Source organism: Ornithinimicrobium sp. CNJ-824 (assembly GCF_001942405.1).
GTDB lineage: Bacteria > Actinomycetota > Actinomycetes > Actinomycetales > Dermatophilaceae > Ornithinicoccus > Ornithinicoccus kibberensis.
The window spans coordinates 61180-83138 of record NZ_MKKA01000007.1; the positions used below are offsets into that span (position 1 = coordinate 61180).

The following is a 21959-nucleotide window of genomic DNA, read 5'->3' on the forward strand; positions in this document are numbered from 1 at the left end:
CATTCCGCGCGACGGCCGCCGGACCCGTGGGGTCCGGCGGCCGTCGTCGTGCGGGGCGGGCGCTCAGGCGGTCGGCTCCTGCGGCTGCAGCGTGAACCCGACGCCCTCGGCCGTCTGGGCGGCGTCCAGGGTCTGGTCGGCCAGCGCCGGGACGGTGTCCTCGGCCACGTAGACCGGGGCCTGGGTGCTGGGCACGGCCTGGTCGGTGGGCTCCGGCTGCGGCACGAGCGCCACCTGCAGCTGGGTCTGGTCCTCGGCCAGGGACAGCCGCAGGCCGGCGGTCTCGGGCATGCCCTGCTCGGAGGTCAGGCCCTTGACGACGGCCTGGGCGTTCTCGGTGACGGTCAGCATGGTGGTCTCCTCATCGTCGGTGCGACGACCGGCCGGGGGCCGGTCTCGACGCCCACGGCCACCACGGGAGGTGGTGGGTGCGCACGCGCCTCGGACCGCTCCACCCTGTCCCACCGCCCGGGGGGCCTGGCAAACGCGGGTCGCCGTCCACCCTCGACACCCCACCGTGCGGGCGGGCAGAATGGGCGTCCATGGCGCTGCGTCCGCGCGCGGACGACGACCGGCTCGTCGAGCAGGTCGCCGCGGTCTGCGCCCGCGCCCAGGAACCTCTCCTGCTGCTCGAACGGGTGGCGGCCGCCGTGCGCCGGCGCGTGCCCTACGACTCCGCCGGCTGGCTGCTCGTGGACCCGGACACGCTGCTGATCACCGGCGTCTACGAGGAGGACGTGCCGCGGCAGGCCCAGCTGGCGCTGATCGAGCTGGAGCTGACGGCCGAGGACGTCAACAGGTTCGTCGACCTGGGCCGGGCCCGGGTGCCGGCCGCCGCCCTGGGCGCGACCACCGAAGGGCACCTGGACCGCTGCGCCCGGTGGACCCGCGTCTACGGCCCGGCGGGCTTCGGCGACGAGCTGCGTGCGGTGTTCCGCACCGGGCGGGTGCTGTGGGGCCACGCCTGCCTCACCCGCCGGGCGGACCGGGCGTGGTTCTCCCGGCGCGAGGTCGAGCTGCTCGCCCGGCTGTCCCCGCACGTGGCCCACGGCATCCGCACGGCACTGCTCCTCCACGAGAGCTGGGCCGAGGACCGGGCGGACGGACCCGCCCTGCTCGTCCTCGACGACGACGGCCGGGTGGAGTCGGCGACGCCGGAGGCGATGGACCGGCTGGGTCCGGTCGAGGACGGGCGTCTCGACGCGTCGGTCGTCGTGCACGAGGTCGCCGCCCAGGCACGGGCCCTGGCGGACCGCGGGGCGGGGGGCCCTCCGGCCGTCGCCCGCACCCGGGCCGCCACCGGCGAGTGGCTGCTCGTGCGGGCGACGAGGCTGGCCGGCGACGTCGGGCGCACGGCGGTGCTCGTCGAGCCCGCCCGCCGTTCCGACGTGGCTCCCCTGCTGCTCCACCTGCACGAGCTGACCACCCGTGAGCGCGAGGTGACCGGCCTGCTCCTGACCGGCATGGCCACGGCCGACATCGCCCGGGAGCTGTGGATCACCCCTGAGACCCTCCGCGGCCACGTCAAGGCCGTCTTCGCCAAGCTGGGGGTGGGCAGCCGGGCCGAGCTCTTCGCCCGGCTCTCCCACGAGCCGCCGGTGCGGTCCGCCCCCGGGTCGTGACCGGGGGCCTCAGGCGGGCACGGGGACCGGTTCCGGGTCCCGGGCGATGCCGCGGGCGGCCGTGCGGGCCAGCCGGCCCACGTATCCGGTCAGCCCGGGCCGGTAGACGTAGCCCACGAACCGCAGGCCCGGGGCCGCCTCCCCGCCGTCGGCGACGCGGGGCATCCCGCGGTCGTCGAGCACGCCGAGGTGACCGACCAGCTCCGGCAGGGCGGTGCCGAAGCCGGTGGCCAGGACGAGGTCGTCGACCTCGACCCGCCCGCCGTCGGCGAGCCGGGCCCCCGTGGCGTCGAGCCCGGTGACCGCGGCCACCACCCGGATCGACCCGTCCCGGATCGCCTCGACCGTCCCCCGGTCGACGATCGCCGTCCCCGCCCCGCGGGCCATGAGGGCCGCGATCGCCCCCTCGGGCGCCGGCGGGAGCCCGTGGGCGGTGAGGTCCCCGACGGTCAGCCGCTGCATCCGGGCGAGCATCGCGTCCACCACGGGCACGGGCAGCCGGAAGAAGACCGGCACCGGCAGGTCGGTCGGCAGCCCGCCGCTGGCCCGCAGGAGCAGGTTCGGCGGGGTGCGCACCGACAGCAGCACCTCCCCGGCGCGTCCCGGGCCAGCTCGGCGGCGATCTCCATGCCGGAGGAGCCGCCTCCGACGACGAGCACCCGCCGACCCCGGTAGGGCAGCGGGTTCCGGTAGTCGGCGGAGTGCACCACGCTCCCCCGGTAGGTGGTGCCGGTGGCCCACCCGGGCAGGGCGGGGCGGTTGGCGATGCCGGTGGCCACGACGACGTGCCGGGCGGCCATGGGGCCCGCGTCGGTGCTCAGCCTCCAGCCCCGGCCGCCGGCGGGGTCGATTCGCTCCACCGCCACGCCGGTGCGCACCGGGACGTGGTGGCGCGCGGCATACCCGTCCAGGTAGTCCACGTACTCGTCCCGCGTCGGGAACCAGCCGTACGCCCTCGGGAAGGGCGCTCCCGGCAGGGCCGACCACCACCGGCTCGTGTTGAACCGCAGGCCGTCGTAGCGGCCGGCCCAGGCGGCTGCCGCCCGGTCCCCGCGCTCCAGCACGGTCGTCGGTATGCCGCGTCGCAGCAGCTCCGCGGCGGTCGCCAGCCCGGCGGGGCCGCTGCCGATCACCAGCACCTCGTCCATGTCGCCTCCTCGGTCCGCCACCGGTGACGGCGGCTCCCCTCCAGGCTGGCCCGGCCGGCGCACCCGGGACACCCCCCGGCTGGGGGGTCCTGCCGGCCCGGCGGACCTAGCATGGGCACCCACCCCGGCACCCAGGAGGCACCATGAGCGCGGCCCGCTCCCGTCCGACCGACGACAAGGTCGCCCAGGACCGGGACGGCCGGGTCGACCCGGCCTCCGACCGGCCCGAGCCGGAGGTCGTCGACTCGTTCGAGGGGACCGCGACGAAGGGGGCCGAACGGCTGCACCGCAGCTGGCGGGCGCTGCTGACGACGGGGTTCTTCGGCGGCCTGGAGATCGGCCTGGGCATCCTGGCCTACCTGGCGGTGCTGCACGCGACCGGCGACCACCTGCTGGCGGGGGTGGCCTTCGGCATCGGTTTCGTGGCGCTCTACCTGGCCCACAGCGAGCTGTTCACCGAGGGCTTCCTGCTGCCGGTCATGGCGATCTTCGCCGGCCGGGGCACGTTCCTGCAGCTGCTGCGGCTGTGGGGCGTCACGCTGCTGACCAACCTGGTCGGTGGGTGGGTCTTCATGTGGCTGGTGGTGCAGGCCTTCCCCGAGTTCACCGAGGTGCTCACCGACAGCGCCCGGCACTTCGTCGACGCCCCGCTCGACCTGCGCGCGGTCGCCCTGTCCCTGCTGGGCGGATTCGTCATCACCGTCCTCACCCGGATGCAGGAGGGCACGGACTCGGACGGGGTCAAGGTCGTCGCGGCGTTCGCGGCCGGCTTCCTCCTGGCCGGGCTGAGCCTGTTCCACTCCGTGCTCGACTCGATCATCATCTTCGGCGCCATCCACGCGGGGGCGGCGGTGGGCTACGGCGAGTGGCTCGCCTGGTTCTGGTACGTCGTGCCCCTGAACCTGCTGGGCGGCCTGGTCTTCGTCACCGCCCTGCGGCTGGTGCGGGCCAGCGAGCTGCCCGAGGTGCCCGGGCCGGACGCCGGGACGCGGCCGGGCAAGGACGGCCGGCGGCGCTGAGCCGCGACCCACGGGATTCGGCCCCCGCCGGGGCGGCACCTACAGTGGGCAGGTGCCGCCTGCAGCCGACCCCACCGAAGCATCCCGCCACGAGCACCCCCTCAGGGCCGCAGCCCGCCGAAGGATCCTCGTCCTGGACGGCGGTTACGGGTCGATGCTGCAGCAGGTGGACCTTACCGAGAGCGACTTCCACGGGAGCGGCCCGGCCTGGTCGACGCACGCCACCACCACGCTCAGGGGCAACTTCGACCTCCTCGGCCTGACCCGGCCGGACGTCGTGGCCGAGGTGCACCGCGCCTACCTGCGGGCCGGGGCCGACATCCTCACGACCAACACCTTCAGCGCCACCTCGATCGCCCAGGCCGACTACGGCACCCAGGGCCTGGTCCACGACATGAACGTCGCCGCCGCCCGCGTCGCCCGCGGGGTCGCCGACGAGGTGGCGGCCGAAGACGGCCGGGCCCGGTTCGTCGCCGGCTCGCTCGGACCGACGAACCGGACCGCGTCGCTGTCCCCCGACGTCGAGCGACCCGAGGTCCGCGCCGTCACCTACGACCAGCTGGGCGCGGCGTACGCCGAGCAGGCGGCGGCGCTCCTCGAGGGCGGCGTCGACCTGCTGCTGGTCGAGACCGTCTTCGACACCCTCAACGCCAAGGCCGCGCTGCACGCGATCGCCGACGTGCAGGAGGCCCGTCTGGCCTCGGGGTCCGCCGACGGCCCGGTGCCGGTCATGCTCTCGGGGACGATCACCGACGCCTCCGGCCGCACCCTCTCGGGCCAGACGCCGGAGGCCTTCGCGGTCTCCACCGAGCACGTGGACCTGTTCTCCCTGGGCCTCAACTGCGCGCTCGGCGCCGAGGCCATGCGCCCGCACGTGCGCGACGTCGCCGCCGCCACCACGGCGCTCACCTCCGTCCACCCCACGCCGGCCTGCCGAACGCCTTCGGCGGCTACGACGACACCCCGGAGGAGATGGCCGAGGTCCTGGGCTCGATGGCCCAGGAGGGACTGCTCAACATCGTCGGCGGCTGCTGCGGGACCACCCCCGACCACATCCGCGCGATCGCGCAGGCCGTCGCCGACGCGGCACCCCGCACCCCCGCCGGCGGCACGCCGTACCTGCGCACCTCCGGCCTGGAGGCGTTCACCCTCACCCCCGACGTCAACTTCGTCAACGTCGGCGAACGGACCAACATCACCGGCAGCCCGAAGTTCGCCCGGCACGTCCAGGAGGGCGACTGGGACGCCGCGGTGGCCGTGGCCCGGCAGCAGGTGGAGGCCGGCGCCCAGCTCATCGACGTCAACGTCGACGAGGGCATGCTCGACGGCCCGGCGACGATGACCCACTTCCTCAACCTGCTGGCGGGCGAGCCGGACGTCGCCCGCGTGCCGGTCATGATCGACTCCTCGCGCTGGGAGGTGCTCGAGGCCGGGCTGCGCTGCCTCCAGGGCAAGGGCATCGTCAACTCCCTCTCGCTCAAGGACGGCGAGGAGGAGTTCCTGCGGCGGGCGGCCGTCGTGCGCCGCTACGGCGCGGCCGTGGTCGTCATGGCCTTCGACGAGCAGGGGCAGGCCGACACCCTGGACCGCCGGACCGCGGTGTGCGAGCGGGCCTACCGGCTCCTGACCACCCCGGGCGCGACGCTGCCGGACCCCTTCCCCGCCCACGACATCGTCTTCGACCCCAACGTGCTGACGGTGGCGACCGGCATGGAGGAGCACGACCGCTACGCCCTGGACTTCATCGAGGCCACCCGATGGATCAAGGAGAACCTTCCCGGGGCGCTCGTCTCCGGCGGCATCTCCAACGTGTCCTTCTCCTTCCGGGGCAACAACACCGTGCGGGAGGCCATGCACTCGGTCTTCCTCCTCCACGCCATCCGTGCGGGCCTGGACATGGGCATCGTCAACGCGGGGATGCTCGGCGTCTACGAGGACATCGACCCGGTGCTGCGCGAGCACGTCGAGGACGTGGTCCTGGCCCGCCGCCCGGACGCGACCGAGCGGCTCATCGAGCTCGCCGAGCGGATCAAGGCGCAGACCGAGGACGCCGGCCCAGGCGGGGGCGGACCGTCGGCCGCCGCCGCGGCCAAGCTGGCCTGGCGGGACGCGGACGTCACCGAGCGCCTGCGGCACGCGCTCGTGCACGGCATCGACACCTACGTCGTCGAGGACGCCGAGGAGGCCTACCAGCAGCTGGGCTCGGGCCTGCAGGTCATCGAGGGCCCGCTCATGGCCGGGATGGACGTCGTCGGCGACCTGTTCGGCGCCGGGAAGATGTTCCTGCCCCAGGTCGTCAAGTCCGCCCGGGTGATGAAGAAGGCCGTCGCCCACCTGACCCCCTACCTGGAGGCCGCCGCCGCCGAGACCGGCGGCCGGACCAAGGGCCGGGTCGTCATGGCCACCGTCAAGGGGGACGTGCACGACATCGGCAAGAACATCGTGGGCGTCGTGCTGGGCTGCAACGGCTACGAGGTCACCGACCTGGGCGTCATGGTGCCCGCGGAGAAGATCCTGGCCACCGCGGACGAGATCGGGGCCGACGTGGTCGGGGTCTCCGGTCTCATCACGCCCAGCCTGGACGAGATGGTCTCCCTCGCCACCGAGATGCAGCGTCGCGGCCTGACCACGCCCCTGCTCATCGGCGGGGCCACGACCTCGGCCGCCCACACGGCCGTCAAGATCGACCCGGCCTACGAGGGCACCGTCGTCCACGTCGTCGACGCCTCCCGCGCCGTGGGCGTGGTCGCCGACGCGATCAACCACGAGGAGAAGCTGCGCGAGCGCACCGCTCTCACCTACGCCGAGCTGCGCGAGCGGCACGCCGGCAAGAAGGTCTCGCTCGTCCCGCTCGAGGCGGCCCGCGCCAGCACCCGCGCCGTCACCGGACCGGTGCCGGCGACGCCCTCGTTGCTGGGCACCCAGGTGCTGGAGCCGACGCTGGCCGAGCTCGTCGCGGTCGTCGACTGGACCCCGTTCTTCACCGCCTGGGAGCTGCGCGGCTCCTACCCGCGCATCCTCGACGACCCCAAGGTCGGGGAGCAGGCCCGCACCACCTGGGCCGACGGGCAGCGCTGGCTGGAGCGCATCCTCGACGAGGGCCTGCTGCGCGCCCGTGGCGTCGTCGGGCTGTGGCCGGCCCGCCGCGACGGCGACGACATCCTCGTCGACACCGGCACGGGCACCGGGGACGGTCCCGCCGGACCGGTGCGGCTGCATACCCTGCGGCAGCAGCGGGAACGCTCCCAGGGCGGGTATGCCGCGCTCGCGGACTTCGTGGCCCCCGAGGGCGACCACGTGGGCGCTTCGCCGTCTCGGTCCACGGGGCCGAGGAGCTGGCGGCCCGGCTGCGCGAGGAGCACGACGACTACGGCGCGATCATGGTCCAGGTGCTGGCCGACCGCCTCGCGGAGGCGTTCGCCGAGTGGACCCACCGGGAGGTCCGCACCAGGCTGTGGGGCTACGCGCCGGCGGAGGACCTGCCGGTCGAGGACCTGGTCAAGGAGCGGTACGACGGGATCCGCCCGGCACCCGGCTACCCGGCGCAGCCGGACCACACCGAGAAGTTCACCCTGTGGCACCTTCTCGACGCCGAGCGTTCCGCCGGGATGGTGCTGACCGAGCACGGGGCCATGAGCCCCAACAGCGCCGTGTCCGGACTGATCCTCGGCCACCCGGAGTCGACCTACTTCGCCGTGGGACGGATCGGTCGGGACCAGCTCGAGGACTACGCCGGGCGCAAGGGATGGTCGCTCGAGGAGGCCGAGCGCTGGCTGGGTCCGCTGCTGCGCTGAGCCCTCGGGGGTCGGCCCCCGACCGCCCGTTCTGGACCGGGGTTCACGGGCGGGCGCGGACCTCCACCCGGTCGCCGGTCTCCCGCACGTCGTACGCCGGCTGCGGCACCGACGCCGGGCCCCGCTCGACCGACCCGTCGGCCAGGTCGAAGCGGCTCCCGTGCCACGGGCAGACGACGCAGCCGTCCTCGACGGTGCCCTCGTCGAGCGGCCCGCCGAGGTGGGTGCAGGTGGCCGCGAGCGCCCGCAGGACGCCGCCGGACCGGGTGAGCACCACCGGCTCGCCGGCGACGTCGACCCGCACCAGCCCCTCCCCCACGTCCTGGGCGGCGGCCACGTCGGTCCACTCCCGCGGGGCCGGCTCGTGGTCCATCGTCCGGCTGACGGCGACACCCTGGGCGTAGACGAGGTGGCCGCGAGGTAGCCGGCCGCCCCCAGCCCGGCCAGGCCCACCATGGACAGGGCCGCGCCCGCGCGGTGGTGGCCGGCGGCCCGGGCGACCCAGCTGGCGGCGAACACCCCCGCGGCGGCGCCGTTGGCCAGGGCGTGCACGAGCCCGACCCGCATCGGCCGCTTCGCCGACCCCAGCTCGGACCAGTCCGCCCAGCCGGAGGCGACCGTGGGGACGGTGGAGACCAGCGCCGCCCCGACCAGCCGTCGGGCCGCCGCCCGGTCGTCCTCGTCGCCCAGGACGTCCAGCAGGGTCGCCCCGACGTTCATGCCGATCGGCAGGGCGACCAGCAGCGGGTGGAGGGCGTGGCCCAGCGGCCGTCCGTGGAGGACGTCCTTGACCGGCCCGGGAGGCAGCACCGTGTTCACGGTCGAGCGGGCCGACTCGACCGCGTCGTCGAGGGCCTGCTCGTTCTCCAGGCGCTTCATCAGCGGGGTGAGGAACATTGCGCGTCGACCTTCCGTCTGGACGGGCGGACCCGCGGTGGTCCGCCGGTGCCGGCGAGTCTAGCCAGCCGAGGCCGGGGACGCCCGGTGGGACGGGACCCGCCCCCGGGCGTCCCATTCCCGCGCTCTCGTCACGATCCCGCAACGGACGGATCACGGTGTGATCACGGAACGGTTTCCACTTGGCAAATTCCCGTGGCCATCCCCTACTGTCGAAAGGCGGCCCGTCCTCGCGCCGCCGGCGACGACCACCGCCCCCGGGGCTGATCCGGGCGGGCGGGACACCCCGGTTCGCCAGGACGCGCCCACGAGCTGTGCCCACGACCACCGACCGAGGGATCATCCTGTGCCACTCCTTGCCGCGGAGCATCTCTACAAGATCTTCGGCCGCCGACCCCAGCGGGGGGTCGAGGCCCTGCGCAACGGGGCCACGCGCGCCGAGCTCCGGGCCGAGGGGCTGACCCCCGCCGTCATCGACGCCTCCTTCGAGGTCTCCCCCGGCGAGATCTTCGTCGTCATGGGCCTGTCCGGCTCGGGCAAGTCCACGCTGATCCGGATGATCAACGGCCTGCACCCCGCCACGGCCGGCGAGGTCGTCATCGAGGACGAGAACCTCTCCGCGCTCAAGGGCGAGGCGCTGCGGCGGGTACGCCGCGAGAAGATCTCGATGGTCTTCCAGCACTTCGCCCTGCTGCCGCACCGCACCGTCGGCGAGAACGCGGCCTACGGCCTGAAGGTGCAGGGCATGTCGCGCAGCGACCGGGAGGCCCGCGCCGACCGCGCCCTGGAGATGGTCGGGCTCAAGGGCTGGGGCGAGTCCCTGCCCGGCGAGCTGTCGGGGGGCATGCAGCAGCGGGTGGGCCTGGCCCGGGCGCTGGCCGCCGAGACCGACATCCTGCTCATGGACGAGGCGTTCAGCGCCCTCGACCCGCTCATCCGGCGGGAGATGCAGGACCAGCTCGTCGACCTGCAGCAGCGGCTGGACAAGACCATCGTCTTCATCACCCACGACCTCAACGAGGCCATGCGCCTGGGCGACCGGATCGCGATGATGCGCGACGGCCGGATCGAGCAGATCGGCACCGCCGAGCAGATCCTCAACGACCCCAGCAGCAACTACGTCGCGCAGTTCGTCCAGGACGTCGACCGGGCCAAGGTGCTCACGGCCGGTGCGGTGATGGAGCGGCCGGAGTACGTCATCGGGGCCGAGCAGGGCCCCCAGCAGGCGCACAAGCTCATCCGCGAGCACCAGCTCGACGCGCTGCCCGTGGTCCGCCGCGACCGCACCCCGGTCGGGGTCGTGCTGCCGGGCGAGATCGCGGCCGCCGTCCGCGACGGACGCACGGACCTTCCCCTGACCGAACGCAGCGCGAGCACCGTCACGCTGGACACCCCGTTGGCCGACCTGCTCGCCGACGCCGCCCGCCGGACCAGCCCCCTGCTCGTCGTGGACGACCAGGGTCGGCTCGCCGGGCTCATCCCCCAGGTGACGCTGCTGACCGCGCTGTCCAACCACCCCGCCGAGGAGGTGTCCCGATGAGCACGGCCGAGGAGAGCATGCTGCCCCGCGTCCGCGTCGGCGACTGGATCGACACTGCGTTCGACTGGATCGACGACAACCTCAACATCCTGCTGACCCTCTTCCGCGACGTGATGACCTTCGTCGTCGAGGGCCTGGTCGACCTTCTGATGTCGCCGCCGCCGCTGGTGATGGTGGCCCTGTTCGCGCTGGTCGCCTGGCTGGTCTCCTCCTGGCGGCTGGCGCTGGGCACCGCCCTGGGGTTCGCGCTGCTCATCTCGATGGACATCTGGCTGCCCTCGATGCAGACCCTGGCACTGGTCATCGTCGCCACGATCGTCGCCGTGGCCCTGGCCGTCCCGCTCGGGGTGCTCGCCGCCCGCAACGACGCGGTGAGCGCCGTCGTGCGGCCGGTGCTGGACTTCATGCAGACCATGCCCGGGTTCGTCTACCTGATCCCGGCGGTCACCTTCTTCTCGATCGGCCTGGTGCCCGGGATCTTCGCCACGATCATCTTCGCCCTGCCGCCGGGGGTCCGACTCACCGAGCTGGGCATCCGGCAGGTCGACGCCGAGACCGTCGAGGCGGGACAGGCCTTCGGCGCCTCGCCGTGGCAGATCCTGCGCGGCATCCAGATGCCGCTGGCGGTGCCGACCATCATGGCCGGGGTCAACCAGGTCATCATGCTGGCCCTGTCGATGGCGGTCATCGCCGGCTTCACCGGCGCCGACGGCCTGGGCAAGCTGGTCGTCGAGTCGATCGCCCGCCTCAACACGCCCCTCGGCGTGGAGGCCGGCATCGGCGTGGTGATCCTGGCCATCTTCCTGGACCGGGTCACCTCGGCCCTCGGCAACCCGGGCCGGCACGCCGGCTCCCTGCTGGCCCGGCTGCGGGCGCGCCGCACCGCCGCCGGAGGCCCCCAGCCGACCACGACCTCGGAGCCCGCCTCCGGGTCGTCCTCCCCGAGCACCACCGAGACCTCCGTCCGCGCCGGCACCTGAGCCCCGCGACGACGGCACCCCCGTCCGTACGACCTCTACCGAAAGGAACGATCCGATCATGAGGACCACCACCCTGAGGCGCGCCGAAGGCGCCGCACGACCGCGCTCGTCGCCAGCCTCGCCACCGCCGGCCTCGTGCTGGCGCGTGCGGCGACGGCGGCGAGGACACCGCCGCCGAGGACACCGGCAGCGACGACACCACGACCGAGGAGACCGAGGACGCCGCCGCGGGCGGGGCCTCCGGCGAGATCACGCTGGGCTTCCTGCCGTCCTGGACCGACGGCCTCTCCACCGCCTACCTGCTGGAGAACCAGCTGGAGGAGATGGGTTACACCGTCGAGATGGAGACCCTCACCGAGCCGGCGCCGCTCTACGCGGGCCTGGCCAACGGGGACGTCGACATGTACCCCTCGGCCTGGTCCGAGGTCACCCACGCCGACTACATGGAGGAGTACGGCGACAGCATCGAGGACCTGGGCAGCTACTACGACAGCGCGGTGCTGACCATCGCGGTGCCGGAGTACGTCGACATCGACTCCCTGGAGGAGCTCGCCGACAACGCCGACCGCTTCGACGGTCAGGTCATCGGCATCGAGCCGGGGGCCGGTCTGACCCGCGTCACCAACGAGAGCGTCTTCCCCACCTACGGGCTGGACGAGGAGTTCGAGCTGGTCACCTCCTCCACGACCGCGATGCTCACCGAGCTGCAGAACGCGGTGGAGAACGAGGAGGACATCGTCGTCACCCTGTGGCGTCCCTTCTGGGCGAACGCCGAGTTCCCGGTCAAGGACCTGGAGGACCCCGAGGGCGCCCTGGGCGACCCCGAGGCCCTGCACTTCCTCGGTCGCGAGGGCTTCGCCGAGGAGTTCCCCGAGGCCGCGGAGTGGATCGGCCAGCTGAAGCTCGACGACGACCAGTACGGCTCGCTGGAGGACATGGTCGTCAACGAGTACGGCGAGGGCAACGAGGCCGAGGCCGTCGAGGCCTGGATCGAGGAGAACCCCGACGTGCTCCCGGAGCTGCCCACCTCCGGGTGAGGTGCGCCGCGGTGGCGGGCCCCGTCCCCCACCGCACCTGCACGCCACGCCCCCGCCGGTCCGCCGGCGGGGGCGTCGTCGTCCGCAGGTCGCCCGGCGGCCGGGGTGCGCAGCCGCAGGACCGCCGGGCCGGACCGCGATTTCCCGACCCGCACGGACGGTTGGGAGACTGACCGTTGATGACCGCCACCCAGTCCCGCATCTCCGTCGAGCTCGTCCCCCGCAGCGAGGAGTCCATCCGCACGGAGATGGCCGCCGTCGCCGAGCACCTGCCCTGGGCGGACACCGTCAACGTGCCGGACCTGGTCAAGTTCGACCTGCGCAGCTGGGAGGCGACCGCCCTGGCCCGGGAGTGCGCCCGCCGGGCCGACGGCACGGCATACCGCGCGATCCCGCACCTGCGGGCGGCGGACGTCGACCCCGAGGCCCCGCTGCGGATGGCCCGCTCGCTGGCCGACCAGGGCGCCGAGGAGGTCCTGGTCGTCTCCGGCGACGACGCCGACTACTTCACCCACCACACCTACCCGGTCGACGCGGTCGACGTCATCCGGCGCATCCGGGCCGAGCTGCCGCACCTGACGGTCTACGCCGGGCTGGACCCCTACCGTCAGGGGATCGCCCAGGAGATGCGCTACCTGGAGCGCAAGCTGTCGGCCGGCGCCGCGGGGGTCTTCACCCAGCCGTTCTTCGACGTCGGGCTCATGGGCGCCTGGGCACGGATCCTGCCGCAGGACCTGCCGGTGTGGTGGGGCGCGACCACGGTGACCAGCAACGGGGCGATCGGCTACTGGCGGCGACGCAACCTCGTGGCCTTCCCGACCGACTTCGAGCCCACCCTGCAGTGGCAGCGCACCTTCGCCCGCCGGGCGATCGACTTCGCCCGCGAGCGCGGTCATCACGTCTACCTCATGCCGGTGCGCACCAGCGTCACCGACTACCTGGCCGGGGTGGTCTAGGGGTCCTCAGCCGCCCAGGCGCCGCATCGCCGTCGCCAGCAGCACCGGCTCGCCGACCAGGTCGGAGGCGTCCAGGTCGCACTCTGCCTCGATCACCCAGTCCTTGTCGCCCTCGGGGTCGAGGACCGTCTGGACCACCCGCCAGACCCGACCGGGCCGGCCGTCGGTGATCGCCGCGTGCTCCCCGGCCAACGGCTCGACGAGCAGCATCTGCGGCCCGCGGGCGTCGGCGTCGAGCACGACCGAGCCGTGCTCGTCGTAGTAGGCCTCCAGGGCCTCGTCCCAGTCGGAGCGGCCCATCAGCGGCTCCAGGGGCGGCTCCGGCAGCGCGGCGACCTGGACCTCCAGGTCCCCCAGAGCCTCCCAGGCGTCGTCGGCCACGAGCTCGACCCGCCGCCACAGGGCGTTGCGGACCATGACCCGGAACGCCCGCTCGTTGCTGGTGATCGGCCGGCTGGGCGGGGTCGGGTCGCCGGAGGCGGCCCGGGCGGCGGCGGCCGCCACCGACTCGGGGTCGGTGAGCGCCTCCCACTCCTCCAGGAGGGAGGAGTCGGTCTGTCGGATGGTCTCCCCCAGCCAGTGGACGACGTCGTCCAGCTCGGGGGTGTATGCCGTCTCCGGCACCGTCTGGCGCAGCGTGCGGTAGGCGTCGGTCAGGTAGCGCAGCAGGACGCCTTCGCTGCGGGAGAGCGTGTAGAAGCCGACGAACTCGGTGAAGCTCATCGCCCGCTCCCACATGTCGCGGACGACCGCCTTGGGCGAGAGGGCGTCCTCGCGCACCCACGGCTGGGTCTGCCGGTAGATGGCCAGGGTGCCCTCCAGCAGCTCGGCGAGCGGGCGGGGCCAGGTGACCTCCTCCAGCTCGGCCATCCGCTCGTCGTAGTCGAGCCCGTCGGCCTTCATCCGCGCGACCGCCTCGCCACGGGCCTTGTAGCGCTGGGCCACCAGGACCGGCATCGGGTCGTCCAGCACCGACTCCACCACCGAGACCACGTCGAGGGCGTAGGTCGGGGACTCCTTGTCGAAGACCTCCAGGGAGGCGAGCGCGAACGGGGCGAGCGGCTGGTTGAGCGCGAAGTTCTCCTGCACCCCGGGGGCCAGGTCGACGGTCCGCCCGTCCGGTCCGGGCTCGTCCCGGCGCACGAGCACCCCGCTGTCGAGCATGGAGCGGCCCAGCACGACGGCCTTGCGGGCCAGCCGGGCCTGCGCCCGCGGCTCCTCGTGGTTGTCGCGCACGAGGCGGGCCAGGTGGGTCACCGGGTCCCCGGCCCGGGCGACGGTGTTGAGGATGACCGAGTGGTCCACCTTGAGCCGGGAGCCCAGCGGTTCGGGCTCGCCGCCGACGAGCTTGTCGAAGGTCTCCTCGGTCCAGGAGACCTGGCCCTCCGGCGGCTTCTTCCTCTGGATCTTGCGCTGCTTCTTCGGGTCGTCCCCCGCCTTGGCGACGGCCTTGGCGTTCTCCACCACGTGCTCGGGTGCCTGCACCACGACATACCCCGAGGTGTCGAAGCCGGCGCGGCCCGCGCGGCCGGCGATCTGGTGGAACTCCCGGGCACGCAGGATCCGGGAGCGGGTGCCGTCGTACTTGGCCAGCCCGGTGAACAGCACCGTGCGGATCGGCACGTTGATGCCCACCCCCAGGGTGTCGGTGCCGCAGATGACCTTGAGGAGCCCGTCCTGGGCGAGCTGCTCGACGAGCCGGCGGTAGCGCGGGAGCATGCCCGCGTGGTGCACGCCGATGCCGTGGCGGACCAGCTTGGACAGGGTGCGCCCGAAGCCGGCGGTGAACCGGAAGGCGCCGATCGCCCGGCGGACGGCCTCCTTCTCGTCCTTGGTCAGCAGCTGGACCGACATCAGCGACTGCGCCCTCTCCAGGGCGTCCTTCTGGGTGAAGTGGACGACGTAGACGGGAGCCTTGCGCTCCTGGAGCAGCTCGGTGATCGTCTCGGGGACGGCCGTCATCGCCCAGCTGAAGTGCAGGGGCACCGGGCGGTCGACCCCGGTCACGAGCGCGGTCTCGCGGCCGGTGCGCCGGGTGAGCTCCTCGCTGATCCGGCTCATGTCGCCGAGGGTGCCGGACATGAGCAGGAACTGGGCCTGGGGCAGGGTCAGCAGGGGCACCTGCCAGGCCCAGCCGCGGTCGGGCTCGCCGTAGTAGTGGAACTCGTCCATGACGACCATGCCGATGTCGGCGCCCTCGCCCTCGCGCAGGGCGATGTTGGCCAGCACCTCGGCGGTGCAGACGACGACGGGGGCGTCGGCGTTGACGGCCGCGTCGCCGGTGAGCATGCCGACGTTCTCCGCGCCGAGGACGCGGCACAGGGCGAAGAACTTCTCGCTGACCAGCGCCTTGATCGGGGCCGTGTAGAAGGTCACCCGGTCCTCGGCCAGCGCCTGCAGCGCGGCGGCGGTGGCCACGAGCGACTTGCCGCTGCCGGTGGGGGTGGACAGCACGACGTTGGCCCCGCCGAGCAGGTGCAGGACCGCCTCCTCCTGGTGCGGGTAGAGAGGGGTGCCCTGCTCCTGCGCCCAGGTCTCGAAGACCGCATAGGTCGTGTCCGGGTCCGGCCGGCCGGACGGCAGGCGGTCCACGAGGGTGGTGGTGGGCGGGACGGGGGTCGTCCCAGGGGTCGGCGGCACCGAGGTCGAAGGTGCGGGGTCGGCAGTCATCCCTGCCATTGTCGGTCACCGGTGTGCCCGGGGCACACCCGGTTACGACGAAATGTCGTAAATCGGTGCCCACAACCCTCTAGACTGGAGCCTCCCTGAACGAAAGGCACCACCACATGCGTACCAGCCGCACCATGGGGACCATCCTCATGGTCCTCGGACTCATCTTCATCATCGCCGGCGGAGCGACCTACGTCATGGTCAGCCAGGAGCTGAGCCGGGCCAACGTCACCGTGGCCGAGGACGCCGACTTCCTCGCCGGCGACCACGTCGACGGTCCGTTCTCCGCCTACTCCCAGGCGCAGATCATCGACAAGCACGCCCTGGACAGCACCGGCGGCAAGACCTACGCCGAGCTGGACCGGGAGGACCCGCTGCGTGACGTCGCGATGAACGCCTCCTTCCTCCGGGCCTCCCTGTTCACCTCGGTGGTCTCCTTCGGGGTCGCCGTCATGGCGATGGGCGTCGGGCTGGCGTTCATCCTCGCCGGCGTCGGCCTGCGGGCCGTGGGCGCCGTGGCGGTCCCGGCCGCGCGCACCCGCGCCGAGGTCTGAGCGAGCCCACCCGCACGAGAACGCCCCGCCGGGGATGTCGACCCGTTCGACGTCCCGGCGGGGCGTCCGTGCGTCCGGAGGTACCTCCCAGCCGCCTTTGCCAGACTGGCCGGATGATCTCCCTGGACCTGGCCCGCCGACTCCTCGACGCCGGGATGGTCTGGTCACCGATGCCGGGCGACCGGTTCGCCGTCGACCGCCCCGGCGTCGCGCACGACGTCTTCCACCTGGCCGACATGACCGTGGAGGTCCACGAGTTCGTCGGGGGCAGCGTCATCGGGTTCAACGGCGTCGCCGAGTGGGCGCTGGACTCGGTCGCGCTCGAGGAGACGGTGTGGCTGCCGCGCGAGGACCAGCTCAGGGCGGTGCTCGGGCACGACTTCGTCGGCCTCGGCCTCACCAGGGAGGGGTATGCCGTGGTCGCGCTCGTCGAGGGCGAGCCGCAGACCTTCGTGCACGAGGACGCCGAGGAGGCCTACGGCCTCGCGCTGCTGGAGGTGCTGGCGCACCGCTGACCCCGAGGCAGGCCGCTCAGCGCACGATGATCTGCGGCGCGTAGAGGGCCATCGCCGCCAGCGCCCGCTCGTGCGCCCCGTCGCTGGAGCCGGCGCACGCGTCGGCCACCACCTCGACGGTGCAGCCCGCGTCCGCCGCGGCGAGCGCGGTCGAGAGGACGCAGCAGTCGGTGGAGACACCGGCCAGCACGAGGTGGGCCAGCTGCCCGGTGATCCCCGCCAGGGTCGGGCCCCACTTGCCGAACGTGGGGGCGCTCACCACGTGCTGCACGCCCAGCTGCGCCACCTCGGGCACGAGGTCGAAGAGCGGGTCGTCGGCCGGTCGGTCGGCGAAGGCGAACTGCTCGAAGTAGGGGACCCACGAGCCCTGCTTGGTCACCGGCGGCACCCACCGGGTGACGACGGTCCGGCCGGCGTGCTCGGCGACCAGCCGGCGCAGGGGCCCGAGCGTCTCCGCGAAGCGGGGAGCGGCCCAGTCGGAGGCGGGGTCGGCGAAGATGCGCTGGGCGTCGACGACGACGAGCCAGGGCGCGTCCTGGCCGGGAGGGGTGCTCACGGGGCGACCGCCGGGTCCTCGGTGCGGGCCTGCCCGGCCTCCTGGCGGCGCACGGTGGCGCGGCGCGCTGCATACGTCACGACGAAGCCCAGCACGAGGGCGACGAGCACACCGACGTTGGCGTAGGCCCAGGTCCCCTCCCTGCCCCCCAGGCCCAGCGGGCCGAGCAGGTAGCCCTGCCAGTTGTTCCACGAGGCGGCGTCGGCGAAGAGGTTGATGACCAGTCCCCAGCCGATGACGGAGGCGACCACCATCGTGCCGACGGAGGTCCAGTCCCAGGCCCCGTAGCGGCCGCCGGCGTCGAAGAGCGCGCGCTCGTCGTAGCTGCGGCGGCGCAGGGCGATGTCGGCCATGAGGATGCCGGCCCACGCGGCGAGCGGGACGCCGAGGGTGATGAGGAAGCTCTGGAACGGCGCGAGGAAGCTCTCCGCGAAGAAGACCACCCAGATCGTGCCGGCGGTGAGGATGAGCCCGTCGAGGCCCGCGGCGGCAGGGCGCGGGATGTCCACGCCCAGCGAGAGCAGGGTCAGGCCCGAGGAGTAGATGCCCAGGACCGCGCCGCTGACGAGGGCCAGGACGGCGGCGAGGAGGAAGGGCACGAGGAACCAGGTCGGCAGGATCGTCGCGAGCGTGCCGATGGGATCGTTGGCGATCCCCTCCTCCAGGTCGGGCCTCGACCCGACGAGGAGCAGGCCGTAGCCGACGAGCAGCACGACGGGGAGGGCACCGCCGAGGGTGTTCCAGAAGACGATCGCGGCGCCGGAGGCGGACCGCTTCTGGTAGCGAGACCAGTCGGCGGCGATGTTGATCCAGCCCAGGCCGAAGCCGGTCATCACCATGACGAGGGCACCGATGACCGACTCGGTCGACCCGCTCTCCCGCAGCGTCACGGTGGACAGGTCGACGAGGTGGAGGGTCATCGCGATGTAGACGATCGTGATGGCCCCGGTCACCCAGGTCAGGACCGACTGCAGCCGCATGATCGTGTGGTAGCCGGCGACGGAGGCGAGGACGATGAGGGCGGTGACGACCAGCGTGGCGATCACCTTGGTGGCGGTGCCGTCGGCCCACCCGAGCTCGCGGAAGACCGTCGCGGTGGCCAGCACCGCCATGATCGCCAGGAACGTCTCCCACCCGATCGAGACCAGCCAGGAGACCACGCCGGGCACCTTCTGCCCGTCGACGCCGAAGGCGGCCCGGGACAGCACCATCGTCGGGGCCGAGCCGCGCTTGCCGGCGATGGCGATGACGCCGCAGAAGAAGAACGACAGGACGACCCCCACGACGGCGACGACGACCGCCTGGGCGAAGGAGATGCCGAAGCCGTAGACGAACGCCGCGTAGCTCATGCCGAACACCGACACGTTGGCGGCGAACCACGGCCAGAACAGGTCCGACGGCCTGGCCGTGCGCTCGGACTCCTCGATCACCTCGATGCCGTTGACCTCGACGAGCGCGCGCTCGGTGGTCGTCAGCGTGGTGGGGGGGTTGTCGGTCATGGGAGGACACTCTGGCACAGCGCGGGGGCCGTCGGGCTCGGGGGCCGTGAGGGCTCCACGCGCTCGTTAGGATCACCCGATGGATGCCCCCCACCGCAGCCGTGACGGCAGCGTCCACGTCACCGACGAGCGGTTCAACACCCTGTCCCACCTGGTGGGTGCCTGCCTGGCCGCGCTGGGCACCGCGCTGCTCGTCGTGCAGGCCGCCGCCGGGGGCGACCCGTGGAAGATCGTGTCCTTCAGCGTCTACGGCGCCTCGCTCATCACGCTGTTCGTCAGCAGCACCCTCCACCACGGGCTCGACCGCGGACCGCGGTTCAACGAGATCCTGCGGACCTTGGACTACACGTCCGTCTTCGCCCTCATCGCCGGCACCGTGACCCCGCTCGTGCTCGTCCTGTTCCGCTCCCCGTTCGGCTGGGCGGTGCTCGGCACGGTCTGGGGCATCGCGACGCTGGGGATCGTCGTGCGCTCCGTCTGGCGCCAGCTGCACAAGTCGGTCACCAACACCCTCTACATCGCCCTAGGCTGGATCCCCACCGTGCTGCTGGCGGAGGGGACGACCCTGCCGTTCGGTGCGCTGGCGCTGATGGCGGCGGGCGGCCTGGTCTACAGCGTGGGGTTCGTGGTCTTCGTCCTCGAGCGACCGAACCCGTGGCCAGGCGTGTTCGGCTTCCACGAGCTGTGGCACCTGCTGGTGATGATCGCGGCGTTCCTGCACTTCCTGCTGATGTACCTCTACGTGCTGCCGGCGTGAGGCCCCGTAGACTGCGAGCGGCCTGGCGGCAGCACCGTCCAGTGCCAGGGCCTCTAGCTCAATGGGCAGAGCTGCGGACTTTTAATCCGTAGGTTGTGGGTTCGAGTCCCACGGGGCCCACCGTGGTTGTCCTGTTCAGGACCCCTGGGTCGTCCCGAGCGCGGCATCCACCGCGGCCAGAGCATGGATGCGCGTCGTGGGGAAGACCGGCACCTGGGTGCCCGGGTCGTCCGGGTCGAGGAGCAGCTCGATCTCGGTGCAACCCAGGATCACCCCTTCGGCGCCCCGCTCGACCAACGCGTCGACCACCTCCAGGTAGCGGCGACGCGACTGCTCGCGGACGACACCCATACAGAGCTCGTCGTAGATCACGCGGTGCACGTCCGCCCGGTCCCCGGCCGCGGGCACCATGACGTCCAGCCCGTGCTGCGCCAGTCGACCGGTGTAGAAGTCCTGTTCCATGGTGAAGGCGGTGCCCAGCAGGCCCACGCGGCTCAGTCCGGCCTCGCGCACCGCAGCGGCGGTCGCTTCTGCGAGGTGCAGCAGCGGGATGTCCACGGCGGCCCGGACCTCGTCGGCGACCTTGTGCATCGTGTTCGTGCAGATGAGCAGCAGCTCGGCCCCGCCGGCCTCCAGCAGCGCCGCCTCCCTCGCCAGCAACTTCCCGGCCGAGGCCCAGTCGCCGGCGACCTGCATAGCCTCCACCTCGGCGAAGTCCACCGAGGCCAGGATCACCCGGGCAGAGTGCAGGCCCCCCAGACGGGCGGCGACCTCCTGGTTGATCAACCGGTAGTACTCGGCCGTCGACTCCCAGCTCATCCCACCCAGCAGACCGATCCTGCGCATGGACGCAGGGTATCGGGGTGGTAGCCAGATCGTGCGAGCAACCAACGACAACCGATTGCGGGTGGACCGTCGCCCGTCGACGGGAGCGAAGAAGGACAGGGAGTGCTCCGCGGAGCACTCTCCGAGGCAAGCGGCAGACCGCCGGGCTTCCTCGACCTGGCCCGCATGCGTGCCCCCGGCAGCTTTCGAACCTGCGACACCCGCTTTAGGAGAGCGACCTTGGCCCGGATGCGACGACCACCACGTCGGGTCTTGCCTGCTCAGAGGCTTAGAACATGCGGCCAACAATGAGGAGTAGTGGGCCCATCGAGGCAGTCACGTCCCACTGACGTCCCACTGGGCGGCTTACAGGCGCGACGCGTTCGACCGCCGCTAGCATGGGATATCACCGGAGGTGGACCATGCCTAACATCCTGATTCGAAACTTCCCGAACGAGGACCTCGCTCTGCTCGATGAGCAGGCCAGGCGCGTTGGGCTGTCCCGCACCGAGTACCTGCGCAGGCGACTGCATGAGCAGGCGCACCGTGACCAGGCCCCGGTGACTGCTGCCGACCTGGATGCGCTCGCCGAGCTTCTCCCCGACCTGGGCGACTCCGAGGTCATGCGCGACGCGTGGTCATGACCACCTGGCTCATCGACAAGTCGGCCCTGGTCCGCCTAGGCACCAGTCGCCGGGCGCAAGACTGGGCCACCCGGATCGAACGTGGTTTGGTCGCCATCTCGACCGTGACCCGGCTCGAGGTCGGTTACTCGGCACGGTCAGCAGGCGACTTCGTCCGCGTCCTGGACCTGCCTCCGATCGCCTCCATGCCTGTGGAGTACCTGACGCCAGCAATGGAGGACCGGGCACTCCAGGTTCAGCGCCTACTCGCGCAACGTGGGCGCCACCGCGCCCCGTCGATCCCCGACCTGCTCATCGCCGCCACCGCCGAGCTCAGCGGCCGCACCGTGCTGCATCTGGACAAGGACTTCGACCTCATCGCCGAACTGACCCAGCAACCGACCGAGCGACTCGACGACTGAGGCGCCTGCTGCTGAACCAGCGCTGACAACCGCTCCGCGGCATGAGCGCGCACTGGATGGAGGCCAGCCGTGCCAAACTCGGGCATGCCTGATCAGCGCCTGCACGCCCTTGCCGCCGTTGACGAAGCCCTGCAGGACCCCATCCGAGTTCTGCGGACGGTGACGGCATCGGCTGACTTCGACGACGCGCTGCACGCGCTGCAGGATTCCTTCGGCTGGGATGAAGTTCAGGCGCGGCTGGTGATGCAGTTGCCCATAGGCAATACGCACAAGGACTTCAGGGATCGAGTCGCACAGGACCTGCAGCAACACGACCACTGACCCCACGCTCCACGCGGCAGAAGCGGATACGCAGTCGCGGGCCCCCGATGGAGGCCAGTTCCCCACGGCGCATGAGCAAGCGTCCGTGGTGGACCGGGGCGGTGTGTGCTTCCACGGTTGGGCCGAGGCGGACACCACCACACGAAGCGGCCGCGCGACAACTACTGAAGTCCCGCACTAGTTCTGCGTGATGTTGACCGCGGGGGAGGAGGTGGACCGAAGAC

Annotated in this window: 20 protein-coding genes, 1 tRNA gene and 2 pseudogenes; 14 read left to right on the plus strand and 9 right to left on the minus strand. The window is 72.5% G+C overall.

Going from position 1 to position 21959, the window contains the following annotated elements; translation table 11 throughout:
- Positions 1 to 63 precede the first annotated feature (63 nt).
- Positions 64 to 351 carry a hypothetical protein gene (locus BJF81_RS03205; RefSeq protein ID WP_075957130.1) on the minus strand — a complete coding sequence of 96 codons (288 nt, stop codon included), beginning with the start codon at positions 349 to 351 and terminating at the stop codon, positions 64 to 66.
- A gap of 191 nt (positions 352 to 542) precedes the next feature.
- Between BJF81_RS03205 and BJF81_RS03210 the strand changes: the two genes are divergently transcribed.
- Positions 543 to 1622: a helix-turn-helix transcriptional regulator gene (locus BJF81_RS03210; protein ID WP_075957131.1), complete on the plus strand. Its 1080-nt coding sequence runs from the start codon at positions 543 to 545 to the stop codon at positions 1620 to 1622.
- 9 nt (positions 1623 to 1631) lie between these two features.
- Here the strand turns inward: BJF81_RS03210 and BJF81_RS18495 are convergent, their stop codons facing one another.
- Both BJF81_RS18495 and BJF81_RS18500 read right to left on the minus strand, forming a co-directional pair.
- The gene (locus tag BJF81_RS18495; RefSeq protein WP_202817410.1) at positions 1632 to 2138 is read right to left on the minus strand and encodes a hypothetical protein; all 507 of its coding nucleotides are present in this window, start codon (positions 2136 to 2138) and stop codon (positions 1632 to 1634) included.
- Positions 2072 to 2770 carry a flavin-containing monooxygenase gene (locus BJF81_RS18500; RefSeq protein WP_202817411.1) on the minus strand — a complete coding sequence of 233 codons (699 nt, stop codon included), beginning with the start codon at positions 2768 to 2770 and terminating at the stop codon, positions 2072 to 2074. The genes BJF81_RS18495 and BJF81_RS18500 overlap by 67 nt, the downstream gene beginning before the upstream one ends.
- A 143-nt stretch (positions 2771 to 2913) precedes the next feature.
- Here BJF81_RS18500 and BJF81_RS03220 point away from each other — a divergent pair, with 143 nt between their 5' ends.
- Positions 2914 to 3789, plus strand: coding sequence for a formate/nitrite transporter family protein (locus BJF81_RS03220; protein ID WP_075957132.1), 876 nt, complete (start codon positions 2914 to 2916; stop codon positions 3787 to 3789).
- 154 nt (positions 3790 to 3943) lie between these two features.
- A pseudogene (gene metH / locus BJF81_RS03225) lies at positions 3944 to 7583 on the plus strand (methionine synthase).
- A 43-nt stretch (positions 7584 to 7626) separates the two neighbouring features.
- Here metH and BJF81_RS17155 read toward each other — a convergent pair.
- Together BJF81_RS17155 and BJF81_RS21315 are read right to left on the minus strand one after the other, a co-directional pair.
- Positions 7627 to 7956, minus strand: coding sequence for a Rieske (2Fe-2S) protein (locus BJF81_RS17155; protein WP_143780641.1), 330 nt, complete (start codon positions 7954 to 7956; stop codon positions 7627 to 7629).
- Positions 7957 to 8012: 56 nt separating this feature from the next.
- Positions 8013 to 8480, minus strand: a pseudogene (locus BJF81_RS21315) (DUF2231 domain-containing protein); the annotation flags it as partial.
- A gap of 346 nt (positions 8481 to 8826) precedes the next feature.
- On the opposite strand from BJF81_RS21315, the gene BJF81_RS03235 reads away from it, so the two are divergent.
- The 4 genes from BJF81_RS03235 to BJF81_RS03250 all read left to right on the plus strand — a co-directional run bounded on the left by BJF81_RS03235 (position 8827) and on the right by BJF81_RS03250 (position 12993).
- Positions 8827 to 10020, plus strand: coding sequence for a quaternary amine ABC transporter ATP-binding protein (locus tag BJF81_RS03235; RefSeq protein WP_075957133.1), 1194 nt, complete (start codon positions 8827 to 8829; stop codon positions 10018 to 10020).
- Complete coding sequence (locus BJF81_RS03240; protein ID WP_075957134.1) at positions 10017 to 11000, plus strand: ABC transporter permease; 984 nt, start codon at positions 10017 to 10019, stop codon at positions 10998 to 11000. The genes BJF81_RS03235 and BJF81_RS03240 overlap by 4 nt, the downstream gene beginning before the upstream one ends.
- A gap of 302 nt (positions 11001 to 11302) precedes the next feature.
- Positions 11303 to 12037: a glycine betaine ABC transporter substrate-binding protein gene (locus tag BJF81_RS03245; RefSeq protein WP_446740532.1), complete on the plus strand. Its 735-nt coding sequence runs from the start codon at positions 11303 to 11305 to the stop codon at positions 12035 to 12037.
- Between the two features lie 179 nt (positions 12038 to 12216).
- Positions 12217 to 12993, plus strand: a complete 777-nt coding sequence (locus BJF81_RS03250) for a methylenetetrahydrofolate reductase (protein ID WP_075957135.1) — start codon at positions 12217 to 12219, stop codon at positions 12991 to 12993.
- 6 nt (positions 12994 to 12999) lie between these two features.
- Here the strand turns inward: BJF81_RS03250 and BJF81_RS03255 are convergent, their stop codons facing one another.
- A complete protein-coding gene (locus BJF81_RS03255) occupies positions 13000 to 15663 on the minus strand; it encodes a DEAD/DEAH box helicase (protein WP_083663959.1) in 2664 nt (887 codons plus the stop codon).
- 116 nt (positions 15664 to 15779) lie between these two features.
- On the opposite strand from BJF81_RS03255, the gene BJF81_RS03260 reads away from it, so the two are divergent.
- On the plus strand, positions 15780 to 16217 hold the full coding sequence (locus tag BJF81_RS03260) for an aromatic ring-opening dioxygenase LigA (RefSeq protein WP_075957137.1): 438 nt from the start codon (positions 15780 to 15782) through the stop codon (positions 16215 to 16217).
- Positions 16218 to 16330: 113 nt separating this feature from the next.
- Positions 16331 to 16732 carry a hypothetical protein gene (locus tag BJF81_RS03265; RefSeq protein ID WP_075957138.1) on the plus strand — a complete coding sequence of 134 codons (402 nt, stop codon included), beginning with the start codon at positions 16331 to 16333 and terminating at the stop codon, positions 16730 to 16732.
- A 16-nt stretch (positions 16733 to 16748) separates the two neighbouring features.
- Here the strand turns inward: BJF81_RS03265 and BJF81_RS03270 are convergent, their stop codons facing one another.
- Positions 16749 to 17288, minus strand: coding sequence for a cysteine hydrolase family protein (locus BJF81_RS03270; protein WP_075957139.1), 540 nt, complete (start codon positions 17286 to 17288; stop codon positions 16749 to 16751).
- Positions 17285 to 18787 (minus strand): purine-cytosine permease family protein, encoded by a 1503-nt coding sequence (locus tag BJF81_RS03275; RefSeq protein ID WP_075957140.1) that lies wholly within the window; start codon positions 18785 to 18787, stop codon positions 17285 to 17287. The genes BJF81_RS03270 and BJF81_RS03275 overlap by 4 nt, the downstream gene beginning before the upstream one ends.
- A gap of 79 nt (positions 18788 to 18866) precedes the next feature.
- On the opposite strand from BJF81_RS03275, the gene trhA reads away from it, so the two are divergent.
- Positions 18867 to 19544, plus strand: a complete 678-nt coding sequence (trhA, locus tag BJF81_RS03280; RefSeq protein WP_075957141.1) for a PAQR family membrane homeostasis protein TrhA — start codon at positions 18867 to 18869, stop codon at positions 19542 to 19544.
- A 47-nt stretch (positions 19545 to 19591) separates the two neighbouring features.
- Positions 19592 to 19664: transfer RNA gene (locus tag BJF81_RS03285), tRNA-Lys, on the plus strand.
- Between the two features lie 15 nt (positions 19665 to 19679).
- Here BJF81_RS03285 and BJF81_RS03290 read toward each other — a convergent pair.
- Positions 19680 to 20390 carry an aspartate/glutamate racemase family protein gene (locus tag BJF81_RS03290; protein ID WP_075957142.1) on the minus strand — a complete coding sequence of 237 codons (711 nt, stop codon included), beginning with the start codon at positions 20388 to 20390 and terminating at the stop codon, positions 19680 to 19682.
- A gap of 401 nt (positions 20391 to 20791) precedes the next feature.
- On the opposite strand from BJF81_RS03290, the gene vapB reads away from it, so the two are divergent.
- From vapB to BJF81_RS03305, 3 genes are all read left to right on the plus strand, one after another.
- Entirely contained in the window at positions 20792 to 21013 is a 222-nt protein-coding gene (gene vapB, locus BJF81_RS03295) for a type II toxin-antitoxin system VapB family antitoxin (RefSeq protein ID WP_075957143.1), read from the plus strand.
- Entirely contained in the window at positions 21010 to 21414 is a 405-nt protein-coding gene (locus BJF81_RS03300) for a PIN domain nuclease (protein ID WP_075957152.1), read from the plus strand. Before vapB ends, BJF81_RS03300 begins: the two co-directional genes overlap by 4 nt.
- A gap of 69 nt (positions 21415 to 21483) precedes the next feature.
- Positions 21484 to 21735, plus strand: coding sequence for a hypothetical protein (locus BJF81_RS03305; protein WP_143780642.1), 252 nt, complete (start codon positions 21484 to 21486; stop codon positions 21733 to 21735).
- The last annotated feature ends 224 nt before the right edge of the window (positions 21736 to 21959 follow it).